This is a genomic window from Ramlibacter tataouinensis (genome assembly GCF_001580455.1).
Lineage (GTDB): Bacteria > Pseudomonadota > Gammaproteobacteria > Burkholderiales > Burkholderiaceae_C > Ramlibacter > Ramlibacter tataouinensis_B.
Genome location: NZ_CP010951.1, coordinates 701,496 through 723,737 on the forward strand (window position 1 = coordinate 701,496; position 22,242 = coordinate 723,737).

The following is a 22,242-nucleotide window of genomic DNA, read 5'->3' on the forward strand; positions in this document are numbered from 1 at the left end:
GCCGGCCTTACTTGGACTGGCCGGCGTATTTCACGACCAGGAACGCCGGACCGAACATGTGGAATTCCTTGTTGTAGGCGAACTTCACGACCACCTTGTCGCCGTCCTTCGAGACTTCCAGGTCCTTGGCGTCGATCGACTTGATGTCGTCGACCTGGGCCGCCTTGTCGAAGATCTGGCGCACTTCAGCCACCGTGTTGCCGTTCGAGGCCCGCTGCGCGGCCTTGAGGATGGCCTGGTATTCCACCGTCGTGGGAAACACCTGGGCCCCCAGCACGGCGCCACAGGCCAGCACCCCCACCACGAACAGCAGGGTGAACATGGACATCCCCGCCTGCCCTTTGCGCCCTTGTTTCATTCCCCCGCTCCTCCAGAATTTGACTACTCGAATGACCCGATCCGCTTGAAGCTGCCGAAGTTCATCCAGATGAAGAAGGCCTTCCCCACGATGTTCCGGTCGGGGACGAATCCCCAAAAGCGCGAATCGGCTGAATTATCGCGGTTGTCGCCCATCATGAAGTAGTGGCCTTCCGGCACTTTGCAGACGACCCCCTCCAAACTGTAGCGGCAATTCCCCTGGTTCGGGAAATTCTCCACACCCGGCACGAATGCGGCGCCCTTGTCGTCGTTCAGGATCCGGTGGCGCCTGGTCCCGAGCACTTCCTCGTACTGCTTGTAGTACGCCATGGCGTCCTCGTCGAAGAAGTCCGACACCGGCTCCTTGGAGACCGGCTTGCCGTTGATCGTCAGGCGCTTGTTCAGGTAGGCGACCTCGTCGCCCGGCACGCCCACCACGCGCTTGATGTAGTCCAGGCTCGGCTTGGGCGGATAGCGAAACACCATCACGTCGCCGCGCTGGGGGGACGTGCCTTCGGTCAGCTTGGTATGGATCACCGGCAACCGCACGCCGTAGGCGAACTTGTTCACCAGGATCAGGTCGCCCACCAGCAGCGTGGGGATCATCGAGCCGGACGGAATCTTGAACGGCTCGAACAGGAAGGAGCGCAGCACGAACACCGCCAGGATCACCGGGAACAGGCCCGCGGTCCAATCGAGCCACCAGGGCTGCATCAGCAGGCGCTGGCGCGCTTCGGCCAGGTCGCCGTCGACCTGGGTGATGCCGCGGGCGGCCAGTTCGGCGCGGCGCTGTGTGCCCTGCGCCTGCAGGGTCGCCGCCGCGGCACGGCGGCGCGGCAGGAAATAAAAGCGCTCGGCCAGCCAGTACAGGCCGGTCACCACGGTGGCGACAAAGAGCAGCAGTGCGAAATTGCCTTCCAGCGCGCCCAGGTACCAGGCGCCGGCATAGGCGACGAAAGCCGCGAGGACGGCGGTGGTGAGCAGCGGCATCATGCGGCCCTCCGCGGGCCGGCGTGGAGGCGGCGGCTCATTCCTCGACCTGCAGGATGGCGAGGAAGGCTTCCTGCGGGACTTCGACCGATCCGATCTGCTTCATTCGTTTCTTGCCTGCCTTTTGTTTTTCGAGCAGCTTGCGCTTGCGGGTGATGTCACCGCCATAGCATTTTGCCAGCACGTTCTTGCGCAGCGCCTTGACGGTTTCCCGCGCGATGATATTCGCGCCGATGGCCGCCTGGATGGCGACGTCGAACATCTGCCGGCTGATGATCTCACGCATCTTGGCCACCACCGCCCGGCCGCGGTACTGCGCCTGGCTGCGGTGCACGATGATGGACAGCGCGTCCACTTTCTCGCCGTTGAGCAGGATGTCGACCTTCACGACGTCGGAGGGCCGGTACTCCTTGAACTCGTAGTCCATGGAGGCGTAGCCGCGGCTCACCGACTTCAGCTTGTCGAAGAAGTCCAGGACGATCTCGCCCAGCGGCAGCTCATAGGTGAGCATCACCTGCCGGCCGTGGTAGGCCATGTTGATCTGCACCCCGCGTTTCTGGTTGGCCAGCGTCATCACCGCCCCGACGTAGTCCTGCGGCATGTACAGGTGCACCGTGACGATGGGCTCGCGGATCTCCTGGATCTGGCCCTGGTCCGGCATCTTGGCCGGGTTCTCGACCATCAGCTCCTCGCCGTCGTTCTTCGCGACCTGGTAGACCACGCTGGGCGCGGTGGTGATCAGGTCCTGGTCGAATTCGCGCTCCAGCCGCTCCTGCACGATCTCCATGTGCAGCAGGCCCAGGAAGCCGCAGCGGAAGCCGAAGCCCAGGGCCTGGCTCACTTCCGGCTCGTAGTGCAGCGAAGCATCGTTGAGCTTCAGCTTCTCCAGGCTGTCGCGCAGCGCGTCGTACTGGTTGGCCTCGGTCGGGTACAGGCCGGCGAAGACCTGCGGCTGGATTTCCTTGAAACCCGGCAGTGGCTCGGTCGCGGTGAAGGCGGCGCCGCCGCTGCCGGCCTTGATCAAGGTGACGGTGTCGCCCACCCGGGCGGCCTGCAGCTCCTTGATGCCGGCGATGATGTAGCCCACCTCCCCGGCTTCCAGCGACTCGCGCGACTCGTTGGCCGGCGTGAAGACGCCGAGCTGGTTGGCTTCGTAGGTGGCCTCACTGGCCATCAGCTTGATGCGTTCGCCCTTGGCCAGCCGGCCGTCAACCACCCGCACGAGCATCACCACGCCCACGTAGCTGTCGAACCAGCTGTCGATGATCATGGCGCGCAGCGGTCCCTGGGCGTTGCCGCGCGGCGCCGGGATGCGGGCCACGATCGCCTCCAGGATCTCGTCGATGCCCAGGCCGGTCTTGGCGGAGCAGGGAATCGCCTCGCTGGCGTCGATCCCGATGACGTCCTCGACCTCGCGCTTGGCGTTCTCGGGGTCGGCCTGCGGCAGGTCCATCTTGTTCAGGACCGGCACCACCTCGACGCCGAGGTCCAGCGCCGTGTAGCAGTTGGCCACCGTCTGCGCTTCGACGCCCTGGCTCGCATCCACCACCAGCAGCGCGCCCTCGCAGGCGCTGAGCGAGCGCGAGACTTCGTACGAGAAGTCGACGTGGCCCGGCGTGTCGATCAGATTGAGGTTGTAGACCGTGCCGTCGCGCGCTTCGTAGCGCAGCGCCGCGGTCTGCGCCTTGATGGTTATCCCACGCTCTTTCTCGAGGTCCATCGAGTCGAGCACTTGCTCTTCCATCTCGCGCTCCGACAGTCCGCCGCAACGCTGAATCAAGCGGTCAGCCAGCGTCGATTTGCCGTGATCGATGTGCGCGATGATCGAAAAGTTTCTGATGTGATTCATCAAAGGGGACGCTTAAGTATTTGAATTCAAACGGCGCTGACAAAGAAAAAAGGGCGCGTCGAGTGGCGACGCGCCCTGAACCAACAATCTATGGCAACTGCGATAGTTGGAGCTTCATTGTAGGCAAAAAGCCCCGGACGTACAGCCGCGGGGAGCGCCGAAACCGGTCGTTGCAGGTCAGCAACAAGAAACTTACTCACAGCTTATTAACAATTGGCGGGCGCCGGCTCTGGGACAAGTTGTGGGCGATCTGTGGATCGGCGGCGCAGGTGCGAAATAGTCTCAACCTTGCGGCCCGGACCCGGGGTCCATATGCCTCAAGGTCGATCCGGAAGCGTCCGATTCTATCGAATCAGGCAGTTGAGCCCGAGCCAAGTTAGCATACGCAAACTTACAACTCTTCCGTAGCCCGTCGCTTTTCGGCGACCAGAGAAACCTGAAAAAGCCCCAAACCCGACTGGGCGCTGGGGCTTTAGGCCGGTCCTCAGCCGCGCGCGGGCCGGATGACCAGGTAGGAAGCCAGTTCGCCGCGTCGCAGCAGGACCGGAATCGCCTTGCTCTTGTCGACGCGGGCCAGCGCGGCATCGAACTCGCGCACGTTGTTGACGTCGACATTGCCGATCTGGACGATGATGTCGCCCTCGCGGATGCCCGCGCGCGCGGCACTCTCGGAGACGCCCTCCACCTTGACACCGCCCTTGATCTTCAGTTCCTTCTTCTGCGCCTCGGTGAGGTCGCTGACCGCCAGCCCGACCGATTGCGCCGCCGGCGACGACTTGGGCTTGTCCGATTCCTTGGCCGCCGCGGGACGGATCGGTTTCTCGGGTTCGAACTCGGCCACGGTGACGTTGAGGTCGCGCGAGGCGCCCTTGCGGAACACGGTGAGGGTGGCGCGCGCACCCGGCTTGGTGTTGCCGACCAGGCGCTGCAGATCGGTGGCGCGATCGATCACCTTGCCGTCGAACTTGGTGATGATGTCGCCGGCCTCGACACCGGCCTTGTCCGCCGGCGAGCCGCTCTCGACGCTGCGCACGAAGGCACCCATGGGCTTGCCCAGGCCGATGGACTCGGCCACGTCCTTGGTGACCTGGTCGATCTGCACGCCGACGCGGCCGCGGGTCACGCGCCCTGCCACGCGAAGCTGGTCGCTGACGCGGATCGCCTCGTCGATCGGGATGGCGAACGAGATGCCCATGTAGCCGCCCGAGCGCGAATAGATCTGGCTGTTGATGCCGACCACTTCGCCGCGCATGTTGATCAGCGGGCCGCCGGAATTGCCCGGGTTGATCGCCACGTCGGTCTGGATCAGCGGCAGGTAGTCGCCGGTGTCGCGCTGCTTGGCGCTGACGATGCCGGCAGTGACGCTGCTCTCCAGGCCGAAGGGCGAGCCGATCGCCAGCACCCATTCGCCCACGCGCAGCCGGCCGACATCGCCGACCCGCACCGTGGGCAGGCCGGTGGCTTCGATCTTGACCACCGCGACGTCGGTGCGCTTGTCCAGGCCGACGATGCGGGCCTTGAGTTCGCGCTTGTCGGTCAGCGTGACGATCACCTCATCGGCGCCGTCGATCACGTGCGCATTGGTCATCACGAAACCGTCGGGCGTGAGGATGAAGCCGGAGCCCAGGCCCCTCGACTGCTGCTGCTCGTCGTCGGGCTGCGGCCGGTTGGGCCGCGGTCCCTGCCGCCCGGGCGGATTGGGCATCGGCTGGCCGAAGAAGCGCCGGAAAAACTCCTGCATGTCCTCGTCCATGTTGCCGGACGGCGCATTGCCGGGCCGAGCTCGTTCCAGGGTGCGGATGCCAACCACCGCCGGACCCACCTGCTCAGCCAGGTCGGCGAAGTCGGGCAGCGCTCGCGTCGGAGCCGCCACCGGCTGCTGCGCGGCGGCCATGCCCATCCCTCCGAACGCCAGAGCCAGCATCAGGCTCCAGGCTCGCAATTTCTTCCTATCGATGCTGTGCATGTCGACCTTTCGAGAAACGATTAACGCTGGGAACCAGTAGACACGAAAAGGTTCATCCGCGGGGGTCAGGCCGCCATTACTTGCGCCGCTCCAGCCCATGCGCAAAGGCGCGAAGCGTGCGCGGCGGAACCTCGCCGACGACCGTGAGCCACCATTCCTGGACCCGGCGCGTGAGGGTGTGCGTGGCACCGCTCGCGAAAAGAGCTTCCTGGCCATGCCGCCGGCTGTCATTGGCCTCCACGAACAATGACACCGCCGCCAGCCCATCCGAAAAAATCCATTGCATGGTGCCCTCCGGCACAGGCGCGCCCAGCACCGGCCGCTTGTAGCAGCTGACCGGCTTGAAGCCGGCGGGCACGGACCGCAACTGCCAGCCCTCGGCATCTGCCGTGGTCTTGAGCACCTCGGCCCGCTCGACGCGCCAGCCCTCGGTGGCTGTCATCATGCGCGTGATGCTATCGGTGCGCACCGGCACGTCCAGCGCCAGCTCGGAGAAAGCGGACTGCTCTAGGACATTGCCTTCGCCGTCCAGGGTCTGCAGCTTCACCACCAGGCCTGACTTCTTCTCGCTCCAGATGCGATAGCCCCAGCGCAGGTTGTCCCTGGGCGCCAGCTGCACCACGTCGGCCTCAAAGCCGGCCACCCGGTCGGAGCCGAGCCGGCGCGCCGTGTAGAAGTCGGGGATCGGACTGTCGCTGCTCTTGACCAGGCTGGTGAAGATGCCGAGCGACTCGCGGCGCTCGGTCCGCACCACGTGCGACTCCGGCAGGAAGGTCACGACCTGCTCGTTGCGGCGGAACACCGAACGCGGCGCGCCGGTGAGTGCTTCCACCCGCTCGACCTGCACGTCACCCTCGGACCCGTGCCAGATGCGGGCGCTGGACATCACCCCGTTGTTGGCCGAGATCACGAAGATGCCGACATAGCTGCGGCCGCGCGATGCGTCGTGCATCCGGGCGAGCCATTCGCTGACGCCGCGCTCGTTAGGCTGCGAGGCACTGCCCGGGGGCCCGGCCGGTGGCGGCTGCGCATGCCCCCACTTCAACCCGAGACCCAGCCCGAAGGCGAGCAAGCCCCGGGTGAACACGCGCTTGGACGACAAGGCTTCGGCCATGGCGAGGCGCATGCGTCAGCGCCCCTGGCCGTCGAAGGTGGCGTTGTGCAGGTAGCCTGCCGGGGGAACCAATGACCCACCGCCGAGCTGCCGGTGCGTGGCCATCAGTTCATCCAGCCGGGGGTCGCGGATCATGACGCCGCGCTCGCTGCCGGCCAGCACGGTGCCGGGCTGGGTCGTGGCCAGCTGGCCCGCGTCCTGCCTGGGCGAACCCACCACGGTCCATGCGACGGCGCCGACCGCGGCCAGCGATGCGAGGCCGGCCACCAGCTTCCAGCGGAAGCTGCTGTCGTTGGCGGCGGGCTCCAGCGCGCGCGGATCGACGAGGGGCTGCTGCTGCGCAAGCGTCGTCGCGTCGACCTCCTCGCCCTGCAGCCGTACCTGCAGCCGGCTCAAGAAAGCCTGAGACGGCGTGCCCGCGGCGAGTTCGCTGGAACGAAGCACGTCGCCGATCAGGTGGTAGGCATGCCACGCCTCCCGGGCCGTTGGGTCCGAGGCCGCAAGCTCCACGCCGCGCGTGAAGGCATCGCCTTCCAGCCGGCCGTCGGCCATGTCCGATATCAATTCCCTGGTCCTGATCTGTTCCATCACGTCGCTACGCCCCATCCCACTCACCAACGTTTCCCTGCCTGGTTCTCCAGCAGGGGCTTGACCTTGGCCGATATGGCCTCGCGCGCCCGGAAGATCCGGGACCGCACGGTGCCGATCGGGCAATTCATCACTTCGGCGATTTCCTCGTAACTCAAGCCTTCGATCTCGCGCAAGGTGACGGCCTGGCGCAGTTCGTCGGGCAATGCTTCCATGGCCGAGTTGACCGTGGCGGCGATTTCCTTGGCGGCCAGCACCGTCTCCGGCGTCTCCGCGCTGGTTAGTTCATTCTCCACCGCGGAAGTTTCATCCTCGTCCTCTGACCCTGCCTTCAGCGCCGTTTCCGACACCAGCGGGTCGCGCTTGAGGTCCACCAGCGCCTTCTTGGCCGTGTTGACCGCGATCCGGTACAGCCAGGTATAGAACTGCGCTTCGCCGCGGAACTGGCCGAGCGCCCGGTAGGCGCGGATGAAGGTCTCCTGCGCGATGTCCTCGACCAGGTCGGCGTCGCGCACCATGCGGCCGATCAGCCTTTCGATGCGGCGCTGGTACTTGAGCACAAGCAGTTCGAACGCGCGCTGGTCCCCGGCCGTGGCCCGCTCGACCAGCATCAGGTCCGACTCGGACGGGGCAGGCGTGGCCGAGGGCGTTCTTGTCATCGTGTCGCTGCCGGCGGCTGGGCGCCGGGCAGCCCCTCGGTTCTGGCGCGCGCATACACCGCGCGGCGCAAGTCATCCCAGCGCGCGGGCGCCGCGCGCCTCTCCAGCCACAACCATTGGGCCCCGCGGCCCGCGCCCAGGCGCAGCAGGATGGCCTGCTGCAGGTCCAGCACCACCTCGGGATGAGCCTGGAGCGCCGTGTCGCCCACGGTCCAGCACCAGAACTGGCCGTCCCAGGCCAGCACGCCGCGCGGGCCACGGATCCAGCGGCGCGCGGCAAAGGCCCCGGCCAGCAGCACCGCAAGCAACGCCGGCACGGCACGGCCGGGCGCCGGCTGCACCTGCCAGGCCCACCCGGCTACCGCCAGCGCGCCCGCGGTCCAGGCGGCCGCCAGCAGCGCTCCCTGCAAACGCGAACGCCCCACCGGGTAGTTCACCGATGGGGCGTTGTGCATTGGGTGTCGGCTGGGGCGGGCTTGCCCTGCTTACTGGAAGCGCTTGAACACCAGCGTGCCGTTGGTGCCGCCGAAGCCGAAGTTGTTCTTCAGCGCATATTCGATCTTCAGGTCACGCGCGGTGTTGGCGCAGTAGTCCAGGTCGCACTCAGGGTCCTGGTTGAAGATGTTGATCGTCGGCGGGCTCTTCTGGTGATGAACCGCAAGCACCGTGAAGACCGATTCGATGCCGCCGGCGCCACCGAGCAAGTGGCCGGTCATCGACTTAGTGGAGTTCACCACGGTCTTCTTCGCATGGTCGCCCAGCGTCAGCTTGATGGCGTTGGTCTCGTTGACGTCGCCCAGCGGCGTCGAGGTGCCGTGCGCATTCAGGTAGTCGATCTGGTCGGCGTTGACGCCGGCGTTCTGCAGGGCAGCCAGCATGGAGCGCTTGGGGCCGTCGACGTTGGGCGCGGTCATGTGAAAAGCATCGGCGCTCATGCCGAAGCCGGACAGCTCCGCATAGATCTTCGCGCCGCGCTTCTTTGCGTGTTCGTATTCTTCAAGGACCATCACCCCGCCGCCCTCGCCCAGCACGAAGCCGTCGCGGTCCTTGTCCCAGGGGCGCGAAGCCGTCTTGGGGTCGTCATTGCGCGTGGACAGTGCGCGCGCGGCCGCAAAGCCGCCAATGCCCAGGGGCGACACACAGGACTCTGCGCCGCCGGCGACCATCACGTCGGCATCGCCGCTTTCGATCATGCGGGCCGACAGGCCGATGGCATGCAGGCCCGTCGTGCAGGCCGTGACCACCGCGATGTTGGGTCCCTGGAATCCGTACTTGATGGAGACATGGCCCGAGATCATGTTGATGATCGACGCGGGCACGAAAAAGGGCGAGATGCGACGCGGGCCGCGGTTGACCAGCTCGCTGTGCGTTTCCTCGATCATCGGTAGTCCGCCGATGCCCGAGCCGATGTTCACGCCGATGCGGGTCGCCAGTTCTCCGTTCAGCGCGTCGCCCGTGGGCAGGCCGGCGTCTTCCACCGCCTGGCAGGCCGCGGCGAGCCCGAGATGGATGAAGCGATCCATGTGCCGGGCTTCCTTTTCCGGCAGGTAATCCGTGATCTGGAAGCCTTTTACCTCGCCGGCGAATCTGACCGACAGGGCCGAGGCGTCGAACGACTTGACCACATCGATACCGGTCTGGCCTGCCAGCAGATTGGCCCAGGATTCGGCGACGGAGTTCCCAACGGGGCTGACGCAGCCCAGGCCCGTCACGACGACACGACGGCGCATGCGGTATCAGGCCTTCTGGTGCGCGTTGGCGTAGTCGATGGCGTTCTGCACCGTGGTGATCTTCTCGGCGTCCTCGTCGGGAATCTCGATGCCGAACTCGTCTTCGAGCGCCATCACCAGTTCCACCGTGTCGAGAGAGTCGGCACCGAGGTCAGCGACGAACGCCTTTTCGTTGGTGACCTGGGACTCTTCCACGCCGAGTTGCTCGGCGATGATTTTTTTGACACGTGCTTCGATATCGCTCATTTGGTTCCCTCAGAGGGTTGTGGGTGAATCGGCAATTCTAGCGTCCGGCGGCTGGGCGACCCTAGGGGCGCCTAGCGCGGCCGGTCAGGCCATGAACATGCCGCCGTTGATGTGGATTTCCTGGCCGGTGACGTAGCCGGCCCGGGGCGAGGCCAGGAAGGCGACCGCGTGGGCGATGTCGGCAGGCTTGCCGAGGTGCCCCAGCGGGATCTGCCCGAGCAGCGACTTCTGCTGCTCTTCCGGGAGGCTGGCCGTCATGTCGGTTTCGATGAAGCCCGGGGCGATGCAGTTGACGGTGATGCCGCGACTGCCCAGTTCGCGCGCCAGCGCGCGGGTCATGCCTGCCACGCCGGCCTTGGCCGCGGCATAGTTGGCCTGCCCGGGGTTGCCGGAGGCGCCCACCACCGAAGTGATGTTCACGATGCGGCCGTAGCGCTGCTTCATCATGGTGCGCATCACCGCCCGGCTCATCCGGAACACCGCCTTCAGGTTGGTGTCCAGCACGGCGTCCCAGTCTTCGTCCTTCAGCCGCATCGCGAGCATGTCGCGGGTGATGCCGGCGTTGTTGACCAGCACGTGCAGGGCGCCGTGCTCCTTGACGATCGCATCGACCAGCCGCTCGGCCGCGGCCGCGTCGTTGACGTCCAGCGCCGCGCCCTTGCAGCCGGCATGCGCAGACAGCGCCTGGCTGATCCGTGCCGCGCCGTCCTCGGTGGTGGCGGTGCCGATCACCTTGAGGCCCTGCTGAGCCAGCTCGGCGGCGATGGCCGCACCGATGCCGCGCGATGCGCCGGTGACCAGCGCGATTTGTCCTTCGAACTTGATGCTGGTCATGCAAGTTGCCCCTTGACCTCGGTCAGCGATGACGGATCGAACAGGGCCAGGCCCGTCAGTTCCGCATCGATGCGCTTGCACATGCCAGCGAGCACCTTGCCGGGCCCGCACTCGACGATGGTCGTCACACCGCGGGCCTTGATGGCCTGGACGCATTCGACCCAGCGCACCGGACCGAAAGCCTGCTCGTACAGCGCGCCGCGAATGCGGGCCGTATCGCTCTCGACCTTCACTTCGATGTTGTTGATGACCGGGATGCGCGGCGCCTCCATCGGCGTTTGCGCCAGCCGCTCCCTGAGCTTGTCCGCCGCCGGCTTCATCAGGCTGGAATGGAAGGGCGCCGACACCGGCAGCGGCAGCGCGCGCTTGGCGCCATTCGCCTTGAGCACCTCGCAGGCCTTTTCCACCGCCGCCTTGCTGCCGGCGATGACGGTCTGCGCGGGGTCGTTGAAATTCACTGCCTCCACCACTTCATCGGTGTTGCTGCCGAAGCTGCGCACCGCCTCGGCGCAGCCTTCGATCACCTGCTTCGCCGGCATCCCGAGGATGGCGGCCATGGCGCCGGCGCCCACCGGTACGGCTTCCTGCATCGCCTGGGCGCGAAAGCGCACCAGCGGCGCGGCCTGCGCCAGCGTCAGCGCGCCGGCCGCTACCAGCGCCGAATACTCACCCAGCGAATGGCCCGCCATCACCACGGGCTCGGCGCCGCCTTCGACGCGCCACACGCGGTAGGCCGCGACGCCTGCCACCAGCATCACCGGCTGGGTGTTGGTCGTCAGCGCGAGCGCCTCCTTCGGGCCTTCCTTGATCAGCTTGCCGACGTCCTCGCCCAGCGCGTCCGAGGCTTCGCGCAACACCGCGGCGACCTCGGGATGGTCGCCCCACGCGTCGAGCATGCCGACCGCTTGCGAGCCCTGTCCCGGAAAGACGAAAGCGAACGGTTTCATGTGATTCTTGGGTTGGATTGGGATGGGCCGGTGCGCCCTCCGGGGGCGCACGGGACTAGAAATCGACCAGGACGGCGCCCCAGGTGAAGCCGCCGCCGACGCCCTCGAGCATCAACGTGTCGCCTCGCTTGACCTTGCCGCCACGTACCGCCGCGTCCAGCGCCAGCGGAATGGAGGCCGCCGAGGTATTGCCGTGCTCATCGACGGTGACGACCAACTTGTCCAGCGGCATCTTCAGCTTCTTGGCCGTGCCCTGCATGATGCGGATGTTGGCCTGGTGCGGGATCAGCCAGTCGATGTCGGCGTCGGTGCGGCCGGCCTTGGCCAGCGTCGCTCGCGCCGCGTCTTCCAGCACGCCCACCGCCAGCTTGAACACCGCCTGGCCGTCCATCTTCAGGAAAGGATCGCCGCTCACCTGGCCGCCGGCCACGGTGCCCGGCACGCACAGGATGCCCACGTGGCGGCCATCGGCATGCAGATCGGTGGCCAGGATGCCGGGCTCATTGGAGCCCTCCAGCACCACGGCCCCGGCGCCGTCGCCGAACAGCACACAAGTGGTGCGGTCCTTGAAGTCGAGGATGCGCGAGAAGATTTCCGCGCCGATCACCAGCGCCTTGCTGGCGGCGCCGGTGCGGATCATGGAATCGGCCACCGTCAGCGCGTACACGAAGCCGCTGCATACCGCCTGCACGTCGAAAGCCGGACAGCCGGCAATGCCGAGCTTGTTCTGCATGATGCAGGCCGCCGACGGGAACACCATGTCGGGCGTCGAAGTGGCCACGATGATGAGGTCGATATCGGCCGGCACGCGGCCCGCCGCTTCCAGCGCCCGGCGCGCGGCGTGGGCCGCGAGGTCGCTGGTGGTGGTGCCGGGGTCGGCGAAGTGGCGCGCGCGGATGCCGGTGCGCTCCACGATCCAGTTGTCGGAAGTCTCGACCCCGGTGGTCGCGAGCTGGGCCGCGAGGTCCTGGTTGGTCACGCGGCGCGGCGGCAGGTAGCTGCCGGTGCCGGTGATGCGGGAATATCTGTTCATCAGGCGACTGCGTTGGCGGCTCGCGCATCCTGTTCGCCGGCGGCCAGCAGGGGCCGGGCATGGGCGATGCGCGCCTGGACGCGTTCGAGCAAGTTGTTTCGGGCCGCATCATACGCCCGGGCGAGCGCGCGCTCGAATGCGAGTGCGTCGGCGGAGCCATGGCTCTTGAACACCAGCCCGCGCAGGCCTAGCAACGCGGCGCCGTTGTAGCGCCGGTAGTCGACACGGCTCTTGAAGGCCCTCAGCACCGGGTAGGCGATGGCGGCGGCGAGCTTGGTGACCGGGTTGCGGGAGAACTCTTCCTTCAGGAACCCGCCGATCATGGTGGCGAGGCCTTCGCTCGTCTTGAGCAGGACGTTGCCGACGAAGCCGTCGCACACCACGATGTCGGTGGTGCCCTTGTAGATGTCGTTGCCCTCGACGTTGCCGTGGAAATTGAGGTCCCCGGAATTGGCGGCGGATCGCAGCAGTTCGCCGGCGCGCTTGATCATCTCGCTGCCCTTGATCGCCTCCTCGCCGATGTTCAGCAGACCCACCGAGGGCGCGTCGACATGCTTGAGCGCGGACACGAGGGCGGAGCCGAGCACGGCAAACTGCAGCAGGTGCTGCTCGGTGCAATCGACGTTGGCGCCGAGGTCCAGCACCGTGGTGGCGCCTCCCTTGGCGTTGGGCAGCGGATAGGCGATCGCGGGGCGATCGATGCCTTCCACGGTCTTGAGCAGGTAGCGCGACAGCGCCATCAGCGCGCCGGTGTTACCGGCCGACACCGCCGCATGGGCGCGGCCGTCCTTGACCAGCTGGATCGCCACGCGCATCGACGAATCCTTTTTCCTCCGCAGCGCGATCTCGACCGGGTCGTCCATCGCCACCACCTCCGAAGCCTCGACGACGACGGCGCGCGGGTGCTTCCATCCGGCGAACGCCTGCGGCTGGCCGACCAGCAGCAACTGGGCGTCGCGCTCATGCTCGAGGAAGTGCCGGCAGGCGGCCAGGGTGACGCGGGGGCCGTGATCGCCCCCCATGCAGTCCACAGCCAGGGTAGTCATGGCCTCAAATGTAGAGCGCTACGACAGCGAGCGCCTGATGCTGGAGAAAGGTGCAAAACAAAGGCCCGAACTGCGACGCAGCCGGGCCCTGGGGAATAGCGAAGCCTGCTTCAGGCTTCGTTCTTGGTCTTCAGGACCTTGCGGCCGCGGTAGAAGCCGGTGGGGCTGATGTGGTGACGCAGGTGCGTCTCGCCGGTGGTGGGCTCCACCGCGATGCCGGGCACGTTCAGCGCGTTGTGCGAACGGTGCATGCCACGCTTGGAAGGCGACTTCTTGTTTTGCTGGACGGCCATGACGGGCTCCTGGATTCGAGTGGCCCCGCGGGTGCCGCGAGGCGGTTAAAGACTGTGGAAAGAGCGCAAGCGAAAAGTAGCTCCCGCCAGTGCGAAGCCCACCATTATAGCTTAATGCCCGGGCTTTCCCTCATACCCGGTTCATCACTTGGGCGGGGGCTTCAGCTTGCCCAGGACCGCGAACGGATTTTCGCGCTCTGGCCCAGCCGCATCCAGGTCCTCCTCGCCCAGCTTCACGCTCACTGGCGGGCAGTTGTCGTGCCGGGGCGCCAGCGGCAGGTCCATCAGCAGTTCGTCCTCCACCAGTTCCACCAGGTCGAAAGCGCGGCTGAGCGCCAGCACGTCTTCCTCGGACTGGTCGTCCTCGGCCGCCGCCCTGTCCTCGTCGGCCACGAAGCGGAAGGAACGGTCGACCTCCACGGGCATCTCCACCGGCGCGAGGCAGCGCTGGCAGGTCAGGGACAGTTGCGCCTGCGCCTTCAGGTGCAGCCACACCTGCGGATGCACATGGCGCGGGTTGCGCATTTCCGCGCTGGCCGTCCAGCTGACCGGCGAGTCCGGATCGCGCCCCTGGGTTTCCGCGAGCAGGCGCGGGTAGGCGCGCAGCGGCTCCTGGCCCGAGAGCTCGCCGCCATCTTCGGCAAAGGCCTGCACATCGAGGCGCCGGGCGGAGAAGGTCTTCATTCGATCAGTGTAAGAGAATCGCGTCATGCCTGAGCCCCTCGCCACCCTGCCCCGCCGCCCGGTCGTGCTCGGTTCCAGCTCGCGATACCGGCGCGAACTGCTCTCGAGACTGCGGCTGCCATTCGAGGTCGCCGTGCCGGACGTGGACGAGTCGCCGCGCGCAGGCGAGACCCCGCGCGACCTGGCGCTGCGGTTGGCGCTGGCCAAGGCGCGCGCGGTCGCCAGCCAGCATCCGGGCGCGGCCGTGATCGGCTCCGACCAGGTGGCCGACCTCGACGGCGAGCCGCTGGGCAAACCCGGCGACCATGAACGCGCGGTGGCGCAGTTGCGCCGCATGCGCGGCCGCGCCGTCGTGTTCCAGACCGCCGTCGCCGTCGTGTGCGCGGAAACCGGCTTCGAGCAGTTGGACCTCGCGCCGGTCCGGGTCGTGTTCCGGGACCTTGGCGACGGCGAAATCGAGTCCTACCTGCGGGCCGAGCAGCCCTACGACTGCGCCGGCAGCGCCCGCAGCGAAGGCCTGGGCATCGCGCTGCTGCAAGCGATCGAAAGCGACGACCCCACCGCACTGGTCGGCCTGCCGCTGATCCGCACCTGCCGCATGCTGCGCGCGGCCGGAGTGCCTATCCTGTGACGGCGGGCGCTGCCCCGGGCCGGCTCGTCCTGGTGCCGGCACCCCTGGACTTCGGCTGCGACGCGCAGGCGCCGCTCGCGCAGGTCCTGCCGGAGGGCACGCTCGCGCAGGCGGCCGCCATCACCCACTGGGTCTGCGAGAACGCCAAGACGGCGCGCGCCTACCTCAAGCGTATCGGCGAACATCACCCGCTCGCGCTGCCCTTGCGCGAACAGCAGATCGCGGAGTTGCCGCGCGAAGTGCACAAGAAGGGCGATCACGCCGGCGGCTTCGACGCGGCGGCGCTGCTGGCGCCGGCCTTGCAGGGGCATGACCTGGGGCTGCTCAGCGAGGCGGGGATGCCGGCCGTTGCCGATCCCGGCTCGTCGGTGGTGCGCGCGGCGCACGACCTGGGCATCGCGGTCGTGCCCCTGGTGGGGCCGGTCTCGCTGCTGCTCGCGCTGGCGGCCAGCGGGCTGAACGGCCAGCACTTCGCCTTCGTGGGCTACGTGCCGCAGGACCCGGCGCAGCGCGGGCAGCGGCTGCGCGAGCTCGAAAGCCTGGCCTTGAAAACGGGCCAGACCCAGCTTTTCATCGAAACGCCCTATCGCAACCTGACCCTGTGGGAATCCCTGTGCCAGGTGCTGCGGCCCGACACGCGGATCGCAGTGGCCAGCGCGCTCACGCTGCCGGAGTGCGTGGTGGCGATGGCGCCGGTGCAGCAATGGCGCACGCGCCCGGCGCCGGTGGCGAAAGACCGGCCGGCGGTGTTCGCGATTGGGCGCTAGGCGCGCCGGTCAGCGAACCGCGGGCACGGTCCTCATGGCGCGGATGGCACCTTCGCCGATCGCGGCGCCGAACTTCTTCACCAGCTTCTCGGCCACGTTCTCGCGCCGCGTGTAATCCACCAGATCCTCGGCCTTCACCACCTCGCGGGCGACAAAGTCCAGGTTGCCGAGCTGGTCGGCCAGGCCCATCTCGACGGCCTGCTGGCCGGTCCAGAACAGGCCGCTGAACAGCTCGGGGCCGCTCTTCAGGCGGTCGCCGCGCCCGGCCTTCACCACATCGATGAACTGCTTGTGCACCTGGTCCAGCATCTGCTGCGCAAAGGCGCGCTGCTTGTCGGTCTGCGGACTGAACGGATCGAGGAAGCCCTTGTTCTCGCCGGCGGTCATCAGCCGGCGCTCGACGCCGAGCTTTTCCATCAGCCCGGTGAAGCCGAAGCCGTCCATCAGCACGCCAATGGAGCCCACGATGCTGGCCTTGTCGACGTAGATCTTGTCGGCGGCGACCGCAATGTAGTAGGCCGCCGACGCGCACGATTCCTCGACGACGGCGTAGACCGGCTTCTTGTGCTTGGCCTTCAGCCGCCGGATCTCGTCGTTGATGATGCCGGCTTGCACCGGGCTGCCGCCCGGCGAATTGATCAACAGCACCACGCCCTGCGAACCGCTGTCCTCCAGGGCGCTGCGGATCGAGGCCACGATGGCCTCGGCGCTCGAATCGCTGTCCGACGCGATCTCCCCCTTGATCTCGACCACCGCCGTGTGCGGCGCGGTCTTGTCCGTGCTGGCCGTGCCCCGGTGCATCAGGGCCCACGCCAGGAACACGAGAAAGGCCAGCCAGGCCAGGCTGCGGACGGTGCGCCAGCGACGCGCCAGGCGCTGCTCCGCCAGCGAGTCGAACAGCAGCTTTTCCACGGTCGCGCGTTCCCAGGAAGGTTGCACGTGCGTTGCGCGTTCCGCTTCCGCCCGAGCGCGCGCCTCGCTTTCATGCGGGTATTCCGGCGGTTGGGGTTCGTTCATCTGTCGCTATCTATCGGCTAGAAATCGAGGGGTTTCAGGTTGTAGTCAGTATGCCAGTGGACGACGCCGTCCCGTTCGCTGGTGGCGATCCTGACCAGGCCGCCGCGGCAAGGGCCGCTGGCGCACGCACCGGTGTCGGGCTGGTAGACGGCGCCGTGCGTGCCGCACAGCAGCCAGCGGCCGCTGTCGTCGAAAAAACGGTTGGGCTGCCAGTCCATTTCCATGGCGACGTGGGCGCAGCGGTTCAGGTAGGCTTGCACCCGGCCCTGGTAACGGATCGCGAAGGCGCGGCAGGTCTGCCCGCCGTAGATCACGTCGAAGGGCACGGCGACGCCGCCATCGACGAGCTCGCGGGAATTGCACAGCGGCACAGCCGCCCCGCCGCTCATGCGTTCTCCACCAGCCAGCCGTGCAGTTCGCCCACCGAGCGCGCCACGAACAGCGGACGCAGCGCCGCGAACTCGCCCGGCTCATGCGCGCCGTAGCTCACGCCGACGGCCGCGCAGCCGGCGTTGACGGCCATCTGCAGGTCATGCGTGGTGTCGCCGATCATCAGGGTGCGCTCCGGCTCGGTGCCGAACTCGCGCATCAGCTCACGCAGCATCAGCGGGTCGGGCTTGCCTGCCGTTTCGTCCGCGGTGCGCGAGCCGTCGAACACACCGGCGAGCGGCGAACCCTGCAGCACCTCGTCCAGGCCCCGGCGCGACTTGCCGGTGGCCACGGCGAGCCAGTGATGGCGGGCCTTCAGCTCGGACAACAAGGGCAACACGCCCCCGAACAGGCTCAGGTCATCCTGGTGCGCCGAGTAGTGGTGGCGGTAGCGCGCGCCCAGCTGGGGATACCTGTCCCTCGGCACGTCGGGCGCCGCGTGCGCCAGCGCCTCCATCAGGCCCATGCCGATGACGTAGGCCGCTTCCCTGTCGCTGGGCACCCGGCCGCCCACGTCGGCGACGGCGCGCTGGATGCAGCGCACGATGATGGCGGTGGAATCGAACAGGGTGCCGTCCCAGTCGAAGGCGATCAGGTCAAAGCGGCGCGGTCGGGTGGATCTCATGGGCGGCGAACTTCGCGAGGTCCGGCGGCAGCGGGGCGAGCAATTCGATGCGCTCGCCGCTGGCGGGATGAGCGAACTGTAACCGCCACGCATGAAGGAACATGCGCCTGAGCCCTTTCTTCTGCAGCGACCTGTTGAGTTCGAAGTCCCCGTACTTGTCGTCGCCCACGATCGCATGGCCCTGGGCGGCCAGGTGCACGCGGATCTGGTGGGTGCGGCCGGTCTTGATCGTGACTTCCAGCAGCGTGAATCCTTCGAGCTTCCTGGCCACCTTCACCAGCGTGATCGCCCGCATGCCGTTCGGATCGTCCTTGGTGACCACCTTCACCCGGCGCTCGCCATCGGCCTGCAGGTACTTGTGCAGCGGCAGGTCGATCACTTTCTTCCGCTCGGGCCAGTCCCCGGCGACCAGCGCCAGGTAGGTTTTGCCGGTTTCGCGGTCGCGGAACTGGTCCTGCAGCTTGACCAGCGCCGAGCGCTTCTTGGCCACCAGCAGGATGCCGGAGGTCTCCCGGTCCAGCCGGTGAACCAGTTCCAGCAGGCGGGCGCTCGGCCTGGCCTGGCGCAGCTGCTCGATCACGCCGAAGCTGACGCCGCTGCCGCCATGGACAGCCGTGCCGGCCGGCTTGTCGATCGCCAGCAGGTGCTCGTCTTCGAACAGCAGCGGGAACTCACGCGCCGGCGCCGGCCGGTCACCCCCGGCCGGCTCGGCCGAAACGCGGACGGGCGGCACCCGCACCACGTCGCCCTCGGCGACCCGGTTGTCGGCGGCCGCCCGGCCCTTGTTGATGCGGACTTCGCCGCTGCGGATGATCCGGTAGACGTGCGTCTTGGGCACGCCCTTGAGCTCGCGCATCAGGAAGTTGTCCAGGCGCTGGCCGGCGGATTCTTCCCCCACCTCCAGCCATTTCACCTGCGCGCTTGCGGGGGATGCGGCGCCCCCTATAATCCGTTTCACTAGCGTAACGCTGTAAGTGGTTGATTTGCCTTGGAGTTTAGTCCACGCATTGCCACCGGTTGCGCTGGAAGGTCGGTGCCACCGCGGCCCGAAGCGCGCAGCCAGCCAGGCAGAACCTGGCGGGGCCCGCCTCGAGCCAGCGTGAAGCCGGCGCCCTTGAAACACCGATACGGAATACCAGTCCGCCAGCGGATGGCTGCGGACGGATCGAAGCGAGAACTCCTGTGTTGATGGCGATCATCCTGGCTTGCTGGCAGTGGCTCACCGCCCCCGCCCGCGGCTTTGCATCGCCCCAAGCCCGCCTGATCCGGGCTCCCGGTGCTACGAAATTTGAAGCACTGCAGCACCGCCGCGAAAGCGGCCCACCTCTCGCCCTCATCCAAGTGCCTTTGCCCCGGCTGCTGAGCTAGACCCTCGGCTGCCCGGTCGCAACACCGGCAATTCCTTCCGTTTCAAGGCGCCTGCCCGGCACCGTTGACCCGTCATGGGTCTGTGATGCTCACAACAAAAAGGGTGACGCAATGAAGCGGATGCTGATCAATGCCACGCAAGCCGAGGAACGGCGCCTGGCGATCGTCGATGGACAGAAGCTCCTCGACTACGAAATCGAAATCGAAGGGCGCGAACAGCGCAAGGGCAACATCTACAAGGCGGTGGTGACCCGGGTCGAGCCTTCGCTGGAGGCCTGCTTCGTGGACTACGGCGAGGACCGCCACGGTTTCCTGCCGTTCAAGGAAATCTCCAAGAGCTACTTCGCCCAGGGCGTGCCGGTCTCGCAGGCGCGCATCAACGACGTGATCAAGGAAGGCCAGGAGCTGCTGGTCCAGGTCGAAAAGGAAGAGCGCGGCAACAAGGGCGCGGCGCTGACCACCTTCGTCTCGCTGGCCGGGCGCTACGTGGTGCTCATGCCCAACAACCCGCGCGGCGGCGGCGTGTCGCGCCGCATCGAGGGTGACGACCGCGCCGAGCTCAAGGAGGCGATGGACCAGCTGGAGTACCCCAACGGCATGTCCATCATCGCGCGCACCGCCGGCATCGGCCGCAGCGCCGCCGAGCTGCAGTGGGACCTCAACTACCTGCTCAAGCTCTGGACCGCCATCGACGGCGCGGCCAAGGGCAGCAAGGGCGCGTTCCTGATCTACCAGGAGTCCTCGCTCGTCATCCGCGCGATTCGTGACTACTTCAACCACGACATCGGCGACATCCTGATCGACACGGACGACATCTACGAACAAGCGCACCAGTTCATGTCGCACGTGATGCCCGAGCACGCGGCGCGCGTGAAGCGCTATCGCGACGACGCGCCGCTGTTCTCGCGCTTCCAGATCGAGCACCAGATCGAATCGGCCTATGCGCGCGAGGTCAAGCTGCCCTCCGGCGGCGTGATCGTGATCGACCACACCGAGGCGCTGGTCTCCATCGACGTCAACTCGGCCCGCGCCATCAAGGGCGGCGACATCGAGGAAACCGCCACCCGCACCAACCTGGAAGCCGCCGACGAAGTGGCGCGCCAGATGCGGCTGCGCGACCTGGGCGGCCTGATCGTGATCGACTTCATCGACATGGAGGAAAGCAAGAACCGCCGCGAAGTCGAGAACCGCCTGCGCGATGCCTTGCGCCAGGACCGCGCGCGCGTGCAGTTCGGCACCATCAGCAAGTTCGGCCTGATGGAAATGAGCCGCCAGCGCCTGCGCCCGGCCCTGTCCGAAGGCGCCTCCATCCCCTGCCCGCGCTGCGGCGGCCACGGCCACATCCGCGACACCGAAAGCTCGGCGCTGCAGATCCTGCGGATCATCCAGGAAGAATCGATGAAGGACGGCACCGCCGCCGTGCACGTGCAGGTGCCGGTGGAAGTCGCCTCCTTCCTGCTGAACGAGAAGCGCACCGAGATCGCCAAGATCGAGCTCAAGCAGCGCATCAGCGTCATCATGGTGCCCAACAAGACGCTGGAGACGCCGCACTACCGCCTCGAACGCCTCAAGCACGACGATGCCCGCCTCGACAACCTGAAGGCCAGCTACCACATGGCAGAGGACTTCGAGGACGAGACCACGGTCACGCGCCGCACGCACGAGCGCGTGAACAAGCAGGAGCCGCTGATCAAGGGCGTGCTGCCCGACGCACCGGCGCCGGTGGCAACACCCCGGCCCGAAGCCGCCCGGCCGCAGCCGGCCGCCAAGGCCCCCACGCCCACGCCGGCACCGGTGCATGCCCCGGCCGAAACCGGCTTTGCCAAGTGGATCAAGAACCTGTTCGGCATCGGCGCTGCACCGGTCGCAACGCCGCCGGCCCCCGCGCCCGAAGCCAAGAAGGAAGAGCGCCGCGAGGGTCGCGGTGGCGAAGGCCGCCGTGGCGGCCGCGGCGAGCGTGGCGAACGCGGCGACCGTGGCGAACGCGGTGAGCGCGGCGACCGCCAGCAAGGCGGCCGGCGCGGCGAAGGCCGGCGTGACGAGCGCCGCGAGCGCGTGGGCGCCGAAGGCGAAGGCCAGCAACAGCCGCGTCGCGAACGCCAGGAGCGTGGCGAACGCGCGGACCGCGAGCAGCGCGACAACCGCGAGCGCCAGCAGGGACAACGCGAGCCGCGTGAGCGCCGCGACGCGCAGCTGCCCACCGAAGCCGCCGCGGTCACGGATGGCGTGCCGGCGGAGCAGCGCCAGGAGCGCCCGCCGCGCGGTGAACGCGGCGAGGGTCGCCGCGAGCGCGGTGAACGCGGTGAACGCGGCGAGCGCGGTGAGCGTGGCGAAGGCCGCCGCGAGCGCGGCGACCGCCGGGGCGAGCGCGGTCCGCGCGAGGCCCTGCCTGCCGCCGATCTGGCCGACCGTCCGGTGCCGGACGCCGTCGATCAGCAGCAGTTGCCGATGGAGGGCCTGGCCGAAGCGCCGGAAGCCCGCCGCGAGGAAGGCGAAGAGCGCCGCGAACGCCGCTCGCGCGACCGCTACGGACGCGACCGCCGCGAGCGCCAGCCGCGCGAAGAGGGCGCTCCGGTGTCCAACGAGGCGGCGACGCCTGCGCAGCAGGACGAAGCCGCGGGCGACCGCGCCGAGCGTCCGCGCTACCCCACCGGCTTCGTGAGCGAGGAGCCCGCGGCGGCTGCGGCCGAGCCCGTGAGGGCGGACGCCCCTGCGACTGCGGCGCCCGCCCCTGCCGTGGCGGCGCCGGCCCCTGCGCCGGCCCCGGCCCCGGCTCCGGCGGCACCGCACGGGCTGCCCAAGGTGGGCGCCTACGAACTGCCGGTGGCCCAGCTGCTCGAGGTGGCCGAGGGCAGCGGCTTGCAGTGGGTCAACTCGGATGCCGACAAGATCGCGGCTGTCCGAGCGGCGATCGCGGCCGAACCCAAGCCGGTGCGCGTGCCGCGGGAACGCCCGCCGGTGATCGTGCTGGACGAGGGCCCGCTGGTGCTGGTGGAGACCAAGCGCGACTTGCGCAACCTGCAGCTGCCCTTCGAGCAGGACAGCCTTCCGGTTCAGTAAGAAGTACCG

23 protein-coding genes are annotated in these 22,242 nt (G+C 67.7%); 3 read left to right on the plus strand and 20 right to left on the minus strand.

Annotated features, from left to right (window positions below; all coding sequences use genetic code 11):
- Window positions 1-7: 7 nt before the first annotated feature.
- From UC35_RS03415 to UC35_RS03490, 16 genes are all read right to left on the minus strand, one after another.
- Complete coding sequence (locus UC35_RS03415; RefSeq protein WP_061496197.1) at window positions 8-358, minus strand: DUF4845 domain-containing protein; 351 nt, start codon at window positions 356-358, stop codon at window positions 8-10.
- Between the two features lie 23 nt (window positions 359-381).
- A complete protein-coding gene (lepB, locus tag UC35_RS03420; RefSeq protein ID WP_061496200.1) occupies window positions 382-1,347 on the minus strand; it encodes a signal peptidase I in 966 nt (321 codons plus the stop codon).
- Between the two features lie 37 nt (window positions 1,348-1,384).
- Window positions 1,385-3,196 carry a translation elongation factor 4 gene (gene lepA, locus UC35_RS03425; RefSeq protein WP_061496202.1) on the minus strand — a complete coding sequence of 604 codons (1,812 nt, stop codon included), beginning with the start codon at window positions 3,194-3,196 and terminating at the stop codon, window positions 1,385-1,387.
- Between the two features lie 484 nt (window positions 3,197-3,680).
- On the minus strand, window positions 3,681-5,162 hold the full coding sequence (locus UC35_RS03430) for a DegQ family serine endoprotease (protein WP_082792595.1): 1,482 nt from the start codon (window positions 5,160-5,162) through the stop codon (window positions 3,681-3,683).
- Between the two features lie 76 nt (window positions 5,163-5,238).
- Window positions 5,239-6,288 carry a MucB/RseB C-terminal domain-containing protein gene (locus UC35_RS03435; protein ID WP_082792597.1) on the minus strand — a complete coding sequence of 350 codons (1,050 nt, stop codon included), beginning with the start codon at window positions 6,286-6,288 and terminating at the stop codon, window positions 5,239-5,241.
- 3 nt (window positions 6,289-6,291) lie between these two features.
- Window positions 6,292-6,882 (minus strand): sigma-E factor negative regulatory protein, encoded by a 591-nt coding sequence (locus UC35_RS03440; protein WP_082792599.1) that lies wholly within the window; start codon window positions 6,880-6,882, stop codon window positions 6,292-6,294.
- Window positions 6,883-6,887: 5 nt separating this feature from the next.
- Complete coding sequence (rpoE, locus tag UC35_RS03445) at window positions 6,888-7,523, minus strand: RNA polymerase sigma factor RpoE (RefSeq protein ID WP_061496209.1); 636 nt, start codon at window positions 7,521-7,523, stop codon at window positions 6,888-6,890.
- Window positions 7,520-7,978, minus strand: a complete 459-nt coding sequence (locus tag UC35_RS03450) for a hypothetical protein (RefSeq protein WP_061496212.1) — start codon at window positions 7,976-7,978, stop codon at window positions 7,520-7,522. The genes rpoE and UC35_RS03450 overlap by 4 nt, the downstream gene beginning before the upstream one ends.
- Before the next feature lie 30 nt (window positions 7,979-8,008).
- Window positions 8,009-9,253, minus strand: coding sequence for a beta-ketoacyl-ACP synthase II (gene fabF / locus UC35_RS03455; RefSeq protein ID WP_061496213.1), 1,245 nt, complete (start codon window positions 9,251-9,253; stop codon window positions 8,009-8,011).
- A gap of 6 nt (window positions 9,254-9,259) precedes the next feature.
- Complete coding sequence (gene acpP, locus UC35_RS03460; protein WP_013902185.1) at window positions 9,260-9,499, minus strand: acyl carrier protein; 240 nt, start codon at window positions 9,497-9,499, stop codon at window positions 9,260-9,262.
- Between the two features lie 84 nt (window positions 9,500-9,583).
- Window positions 9,584-10,333 (minus strand): 3-oxoacyl-ACP reductase FabG, encoded by a 750-nt coding sequence (gene fabG / locus UC35_RS03465; RefSeq protein ID WP_061496215.1) that lies wholly within the window; start codon window positions 10,331-10,333, stop codon window positions 9,584-9,586.
- Window positions 10,330-11,280 (minus strand): ACP S-malonyltransferase, encoded by a 951-nt coding sequence (fabD, locus tag UC35_RS03470; protein WP_061496217.1) that lies wholly within the window; start codon window positions 11,278-11,280, stop codon window positions 10,330-10,332. The genes fabG and fabD overlap by 4 nt, the downstream gene beginning before the upstream one ends.
- A gap of 55 nt (window positions 11,281-11,335) precedes the next feature.
- The gene (locus UC35_RS03475; protein WP_061496219.1) at window positions 11,336-12,313 is read right to left on the minus strand and encodes a beta-ketoacyl-ACP synthase III; all 978 of its coding nucleotides are present in this window, start codon (window positions 12,311-12,313) and stop codon (window positions 11,336-11,338) included.
- Complete coding sequence (gene plsX, locus UC35_RS03480) at window positions 12,313-13,359, minus strand: phosphate acyltransferase PlsX (RefSeq protein ID WP_061496221.1); 1,047 nt, start codon at window positions 13,357-13,359, stop codon at window positions 12,313-12,315. Before plsX ends, UC35_RS03475 begins: the two co-directional genes overlap by 1 nt.
- 110 nt (window positions 13,360-13,469) lie before the next feature.
- Window positions 13,470-13,652 carry a 50S ribosomal protein L32 gene (gene rpmF, locus UC35_RS03485; RefSeq protein ID WP_061496223.1) on the minus strand — a complete coding sequence of 61 codons (183 nt, stop codon included), beginning with the start codon at window positions 13,650-13,652 and terminating at the stop codon, window positions 13,470-13,472.
- Window positions 13,653-13,796: 144 nt separating this feature from the next.
- A complete protein-coding gene (locus UC35_RS03490) occupies window positions 13,797-14,336 on the minus strand; it encodes a YceD family protein (protein ID WP_061496225.1) in 540 nt (179 codons plus the stop codon).
- Between the two features lie 25 nt (window positions 14,337-14,361).
- On the opposite strand from UC35_RS03490, the gene UC35_RS03495 reads away from it, so the two are divergent.
- Entirely contained in the window at window positions 14,362-14,967 is a 606-nt protein-coding gene (locus UC35_RS03495; RefSeq protein WP_061496227.1) for a Maf family nucleotide pyrophosphatase, read from the plus strand.
- Window positions 14,964-15,734 (plus strand): SAM-dependent methyltransferase, encoded by a 771-nt coding sequence (locus tag UC35_RS03500; RefSeq protein WP_061496230.1) that lies wholly within the window; start codon window positions 14,964-14,966, stop codon window positions 15,732-15,734. The genes UC35_RS03495 and UC35_RS03500 overlap by 4 nt, the downstream gene beginning before the upstream one ends.
- Before the next feature lie 9 nt (window positions 15,735-15,743).
- On the opposite strand, the gene UC35_RS03505 is transcribed toward UC35_RS03500, so the two are convergent.
- From UC35_RS03505 to UC35_RS03520, 4 genes are read right to left on the minus strand one after another with little or no spacing between them, the layout of a single operon-like run.
- A complete protein-coding gene (locus UC35_RS03505) occupies window positions 15,744-16,751 on the minus strand; it encodes a S49 family peptidase (RefSeq protein WP_061496232.1) in 1,008 nt (335 codons plus the stop codon).
- A 17-nt stretch (window positions 16,752-16,768) separates the two neighbouring features.
- Window positions 16,769-17,140 carry a Rieske (2Fe-2S) protein gene (locus tag UC35_RS03510; protein ID WP_061496234.1) on the minus strand — a complete coding sequence of 124 codons (372 nt, stop codon included), beginning with the start codon at window positions 17,138-17,140 and terminating at the stop codon, window positions 16,769-16,771.
- Window positions 17,137-17,805, minus strand: a complete 669-nt coding sequence (locus UC35_RS03515; RefSeq protein WP_061496235.1) for an HAD family hydrolase — start codon at window positions 17,803-17,805, stop codon at window positions 17,137-17,139. The genes UC35_RS03510 and UC35_RS03515 overlap by 4 nt, the downstream gene beginning before the upstream one ends.
- Window positions 17,777-18,763, minus strand: coding sequence for an RluA family pseudouridine synthase (locus tag UC35_RS03520; protein WP_061496237.1), 987 nt, complete (start codon window positions 18,761-18,763; stop codon window positions 17,777-17,779). The genes UC35_RS03515 and UC35_RS03520 overlap by 29 nt, the downstream gene beginning before the upstream one ends.
- 521 nt (window positions 18,764-19,284) lie before the next feature.
- On the opposite strand from UC35_RS03520, the gene UC35_RS03525 reads away from it, so the two are divergent.
- Entirely contained in the window at window positions 19,285-22,233 is a 2,949-nt protein-coding gene (locus tag UC35_RS03525; protein WP_061496239.1) for an Rne/Rng family ribonuclease, read from the plus strand.
- Window positions 22,234-22,242: the final 9 nt, after the last annotated feature.

Bases quoted from the DNA above. Each gene is read 5' to 3' on its own strand.
- UC35_RS03495 (WP_061496227.1), top strand. From the start codon at position 14,362: ATGCCTGAGCCCCTCGCCACCCTGCCCCGCCGCCCGGTCGTGCTCGGT.
- plsX (WP_061496221.1), bottom strand. From the start codon at position 13,359: ATGACTACCCTGGCTGTGGACTGCATGGGGGGCGATCACGGCCCCCGC.
- UC35_RS03490 (WP_061496225.1), bottom strand. From the start codon at position 14,336: ATGAAGACCTTCTCCGCCCGGCGCCTCGATGTGCAGGCCTTTGCCGAA.
- UC35_RS03515 (WP_061496235.1), bottom strand. From the start codon at position 17,805: ATGAGATCCACCCGACCGCGCCGCTTTGACCTGATCGCCTTCGACTGG.
- fabD (WP_061496217.1), bottom strand. From the start codon at position 11,280: ATGAAACCGTTCGCTTTCGTCTTTCCGGGACAGGGCTCGCAAGCGGTC.
- UC35_RS03415 (WP_061496197.1), bottom strand. From the start codon at position 358: ATGAAACAAGGGCGCAAAGGGCAGGCGGGGATGTCCATGTTCACCCTG.
- UC35_RS03510 (WP_061496234.1), bottom strand. From the start codon at position 17,140: ATGAGCGGCGGGGCGGCTGTGCCGCTGTGCAATTCCCGCGAGCTCGTC.
- UC35_RS03525 (WP_061496239.1), top strand. From the start codon at position 19,285: ATGAAGCGGATGCTGATCAATGCCACGCAAGCCGAGGAACGGCGCCTG.
- acpP (WP_013902185.1), bottom strand. From the start codon at position 9,499: ATGAGCGATATCGAAGCACGTGTCAAAAAAATCATCGCCGAGCAACTC.
- lepA (WP_061496202.1), bottom strand. From the start codon at position 3,196: ATGAATCACATCAGAAACTTTTCGATCATCGCGCACATCGATCACGGC.
- UC35_RS03440 (WP_082792599.1), bottom strand. From the start codon at position 6,882: ATGGGGCGTAGCGACGTGATGGAACAGATCAGGACCAGGGAATTGATA.
- UC35_RS03475 (WP_061496219.1), bottom strand. From the start codon at position 12,313: ATGAACAGATATTCCCGCATCACCGGCACCGGCAGCTACCTGCCGCCG.
- fabG (WP_061496215.1), bottom strand. From the start codon at position 10,333: ATGACCAGCATCAAGTTCGAAGGACAAATCGCGCTGGTCACCGGCGCA.
- rpoE (WP_061496209.1), bottom strand. From the start codon at position 7,523: ATGACAAGAACGCCCTCGGCCACGCCTGCCCCGTCCGAGTCGGACCTG.
- UC35_RS03430 (WP_082792595.1), bottom strand. From the start codon at position 5,162: ATGCACAGCATCGATAGGAAGAAATTGCGAGCCTGGAGCCTGATGCTG.
- UC35_RS03435 (WP_082792597.1), bottom strand. From the start codon at position 6,288: ATGCGCCTCGCCATGGCCGAAGCCTTGTCGTCCAAGCGCGTGTTCACC.
- lepB (WP_061496200.1), bottom strand. From the start codon at position 1,347: ATGCCGCTGCTCACCACCGCCGTCCTCGCGGCTTTCGTCGCCTATGCC.
- UC35_RS03505 (WP_061496232.1), bottom strand. From the start codon at position 16,751: ATGAACGAACCCCAACCGCCGGAATACCCGCATGAAAGCGAGGCGCGC.
- UC35_RS03450 (WP_061496212.1), bottom strand. From the start codon at position 7,978: ATGCACAACGCCCCATCGGTGAACTACCCGGTGGGGCGTTCGCGTTTG.
- rpmF (WP_061496223.1), bottom strand. From the start codon at position 13,652: ATGGCCGTCCAGCAAAACAAGAAGTCGCCTTCCAAGCGTGGCATGCAC.
- fabF (WP_061496213.1), bottom strand. From the start codon at position 9,253: ATGCGCCGTCGTGTCGTCGTGACGGGCCTGGGCTGCGTCAGCCCCGTT.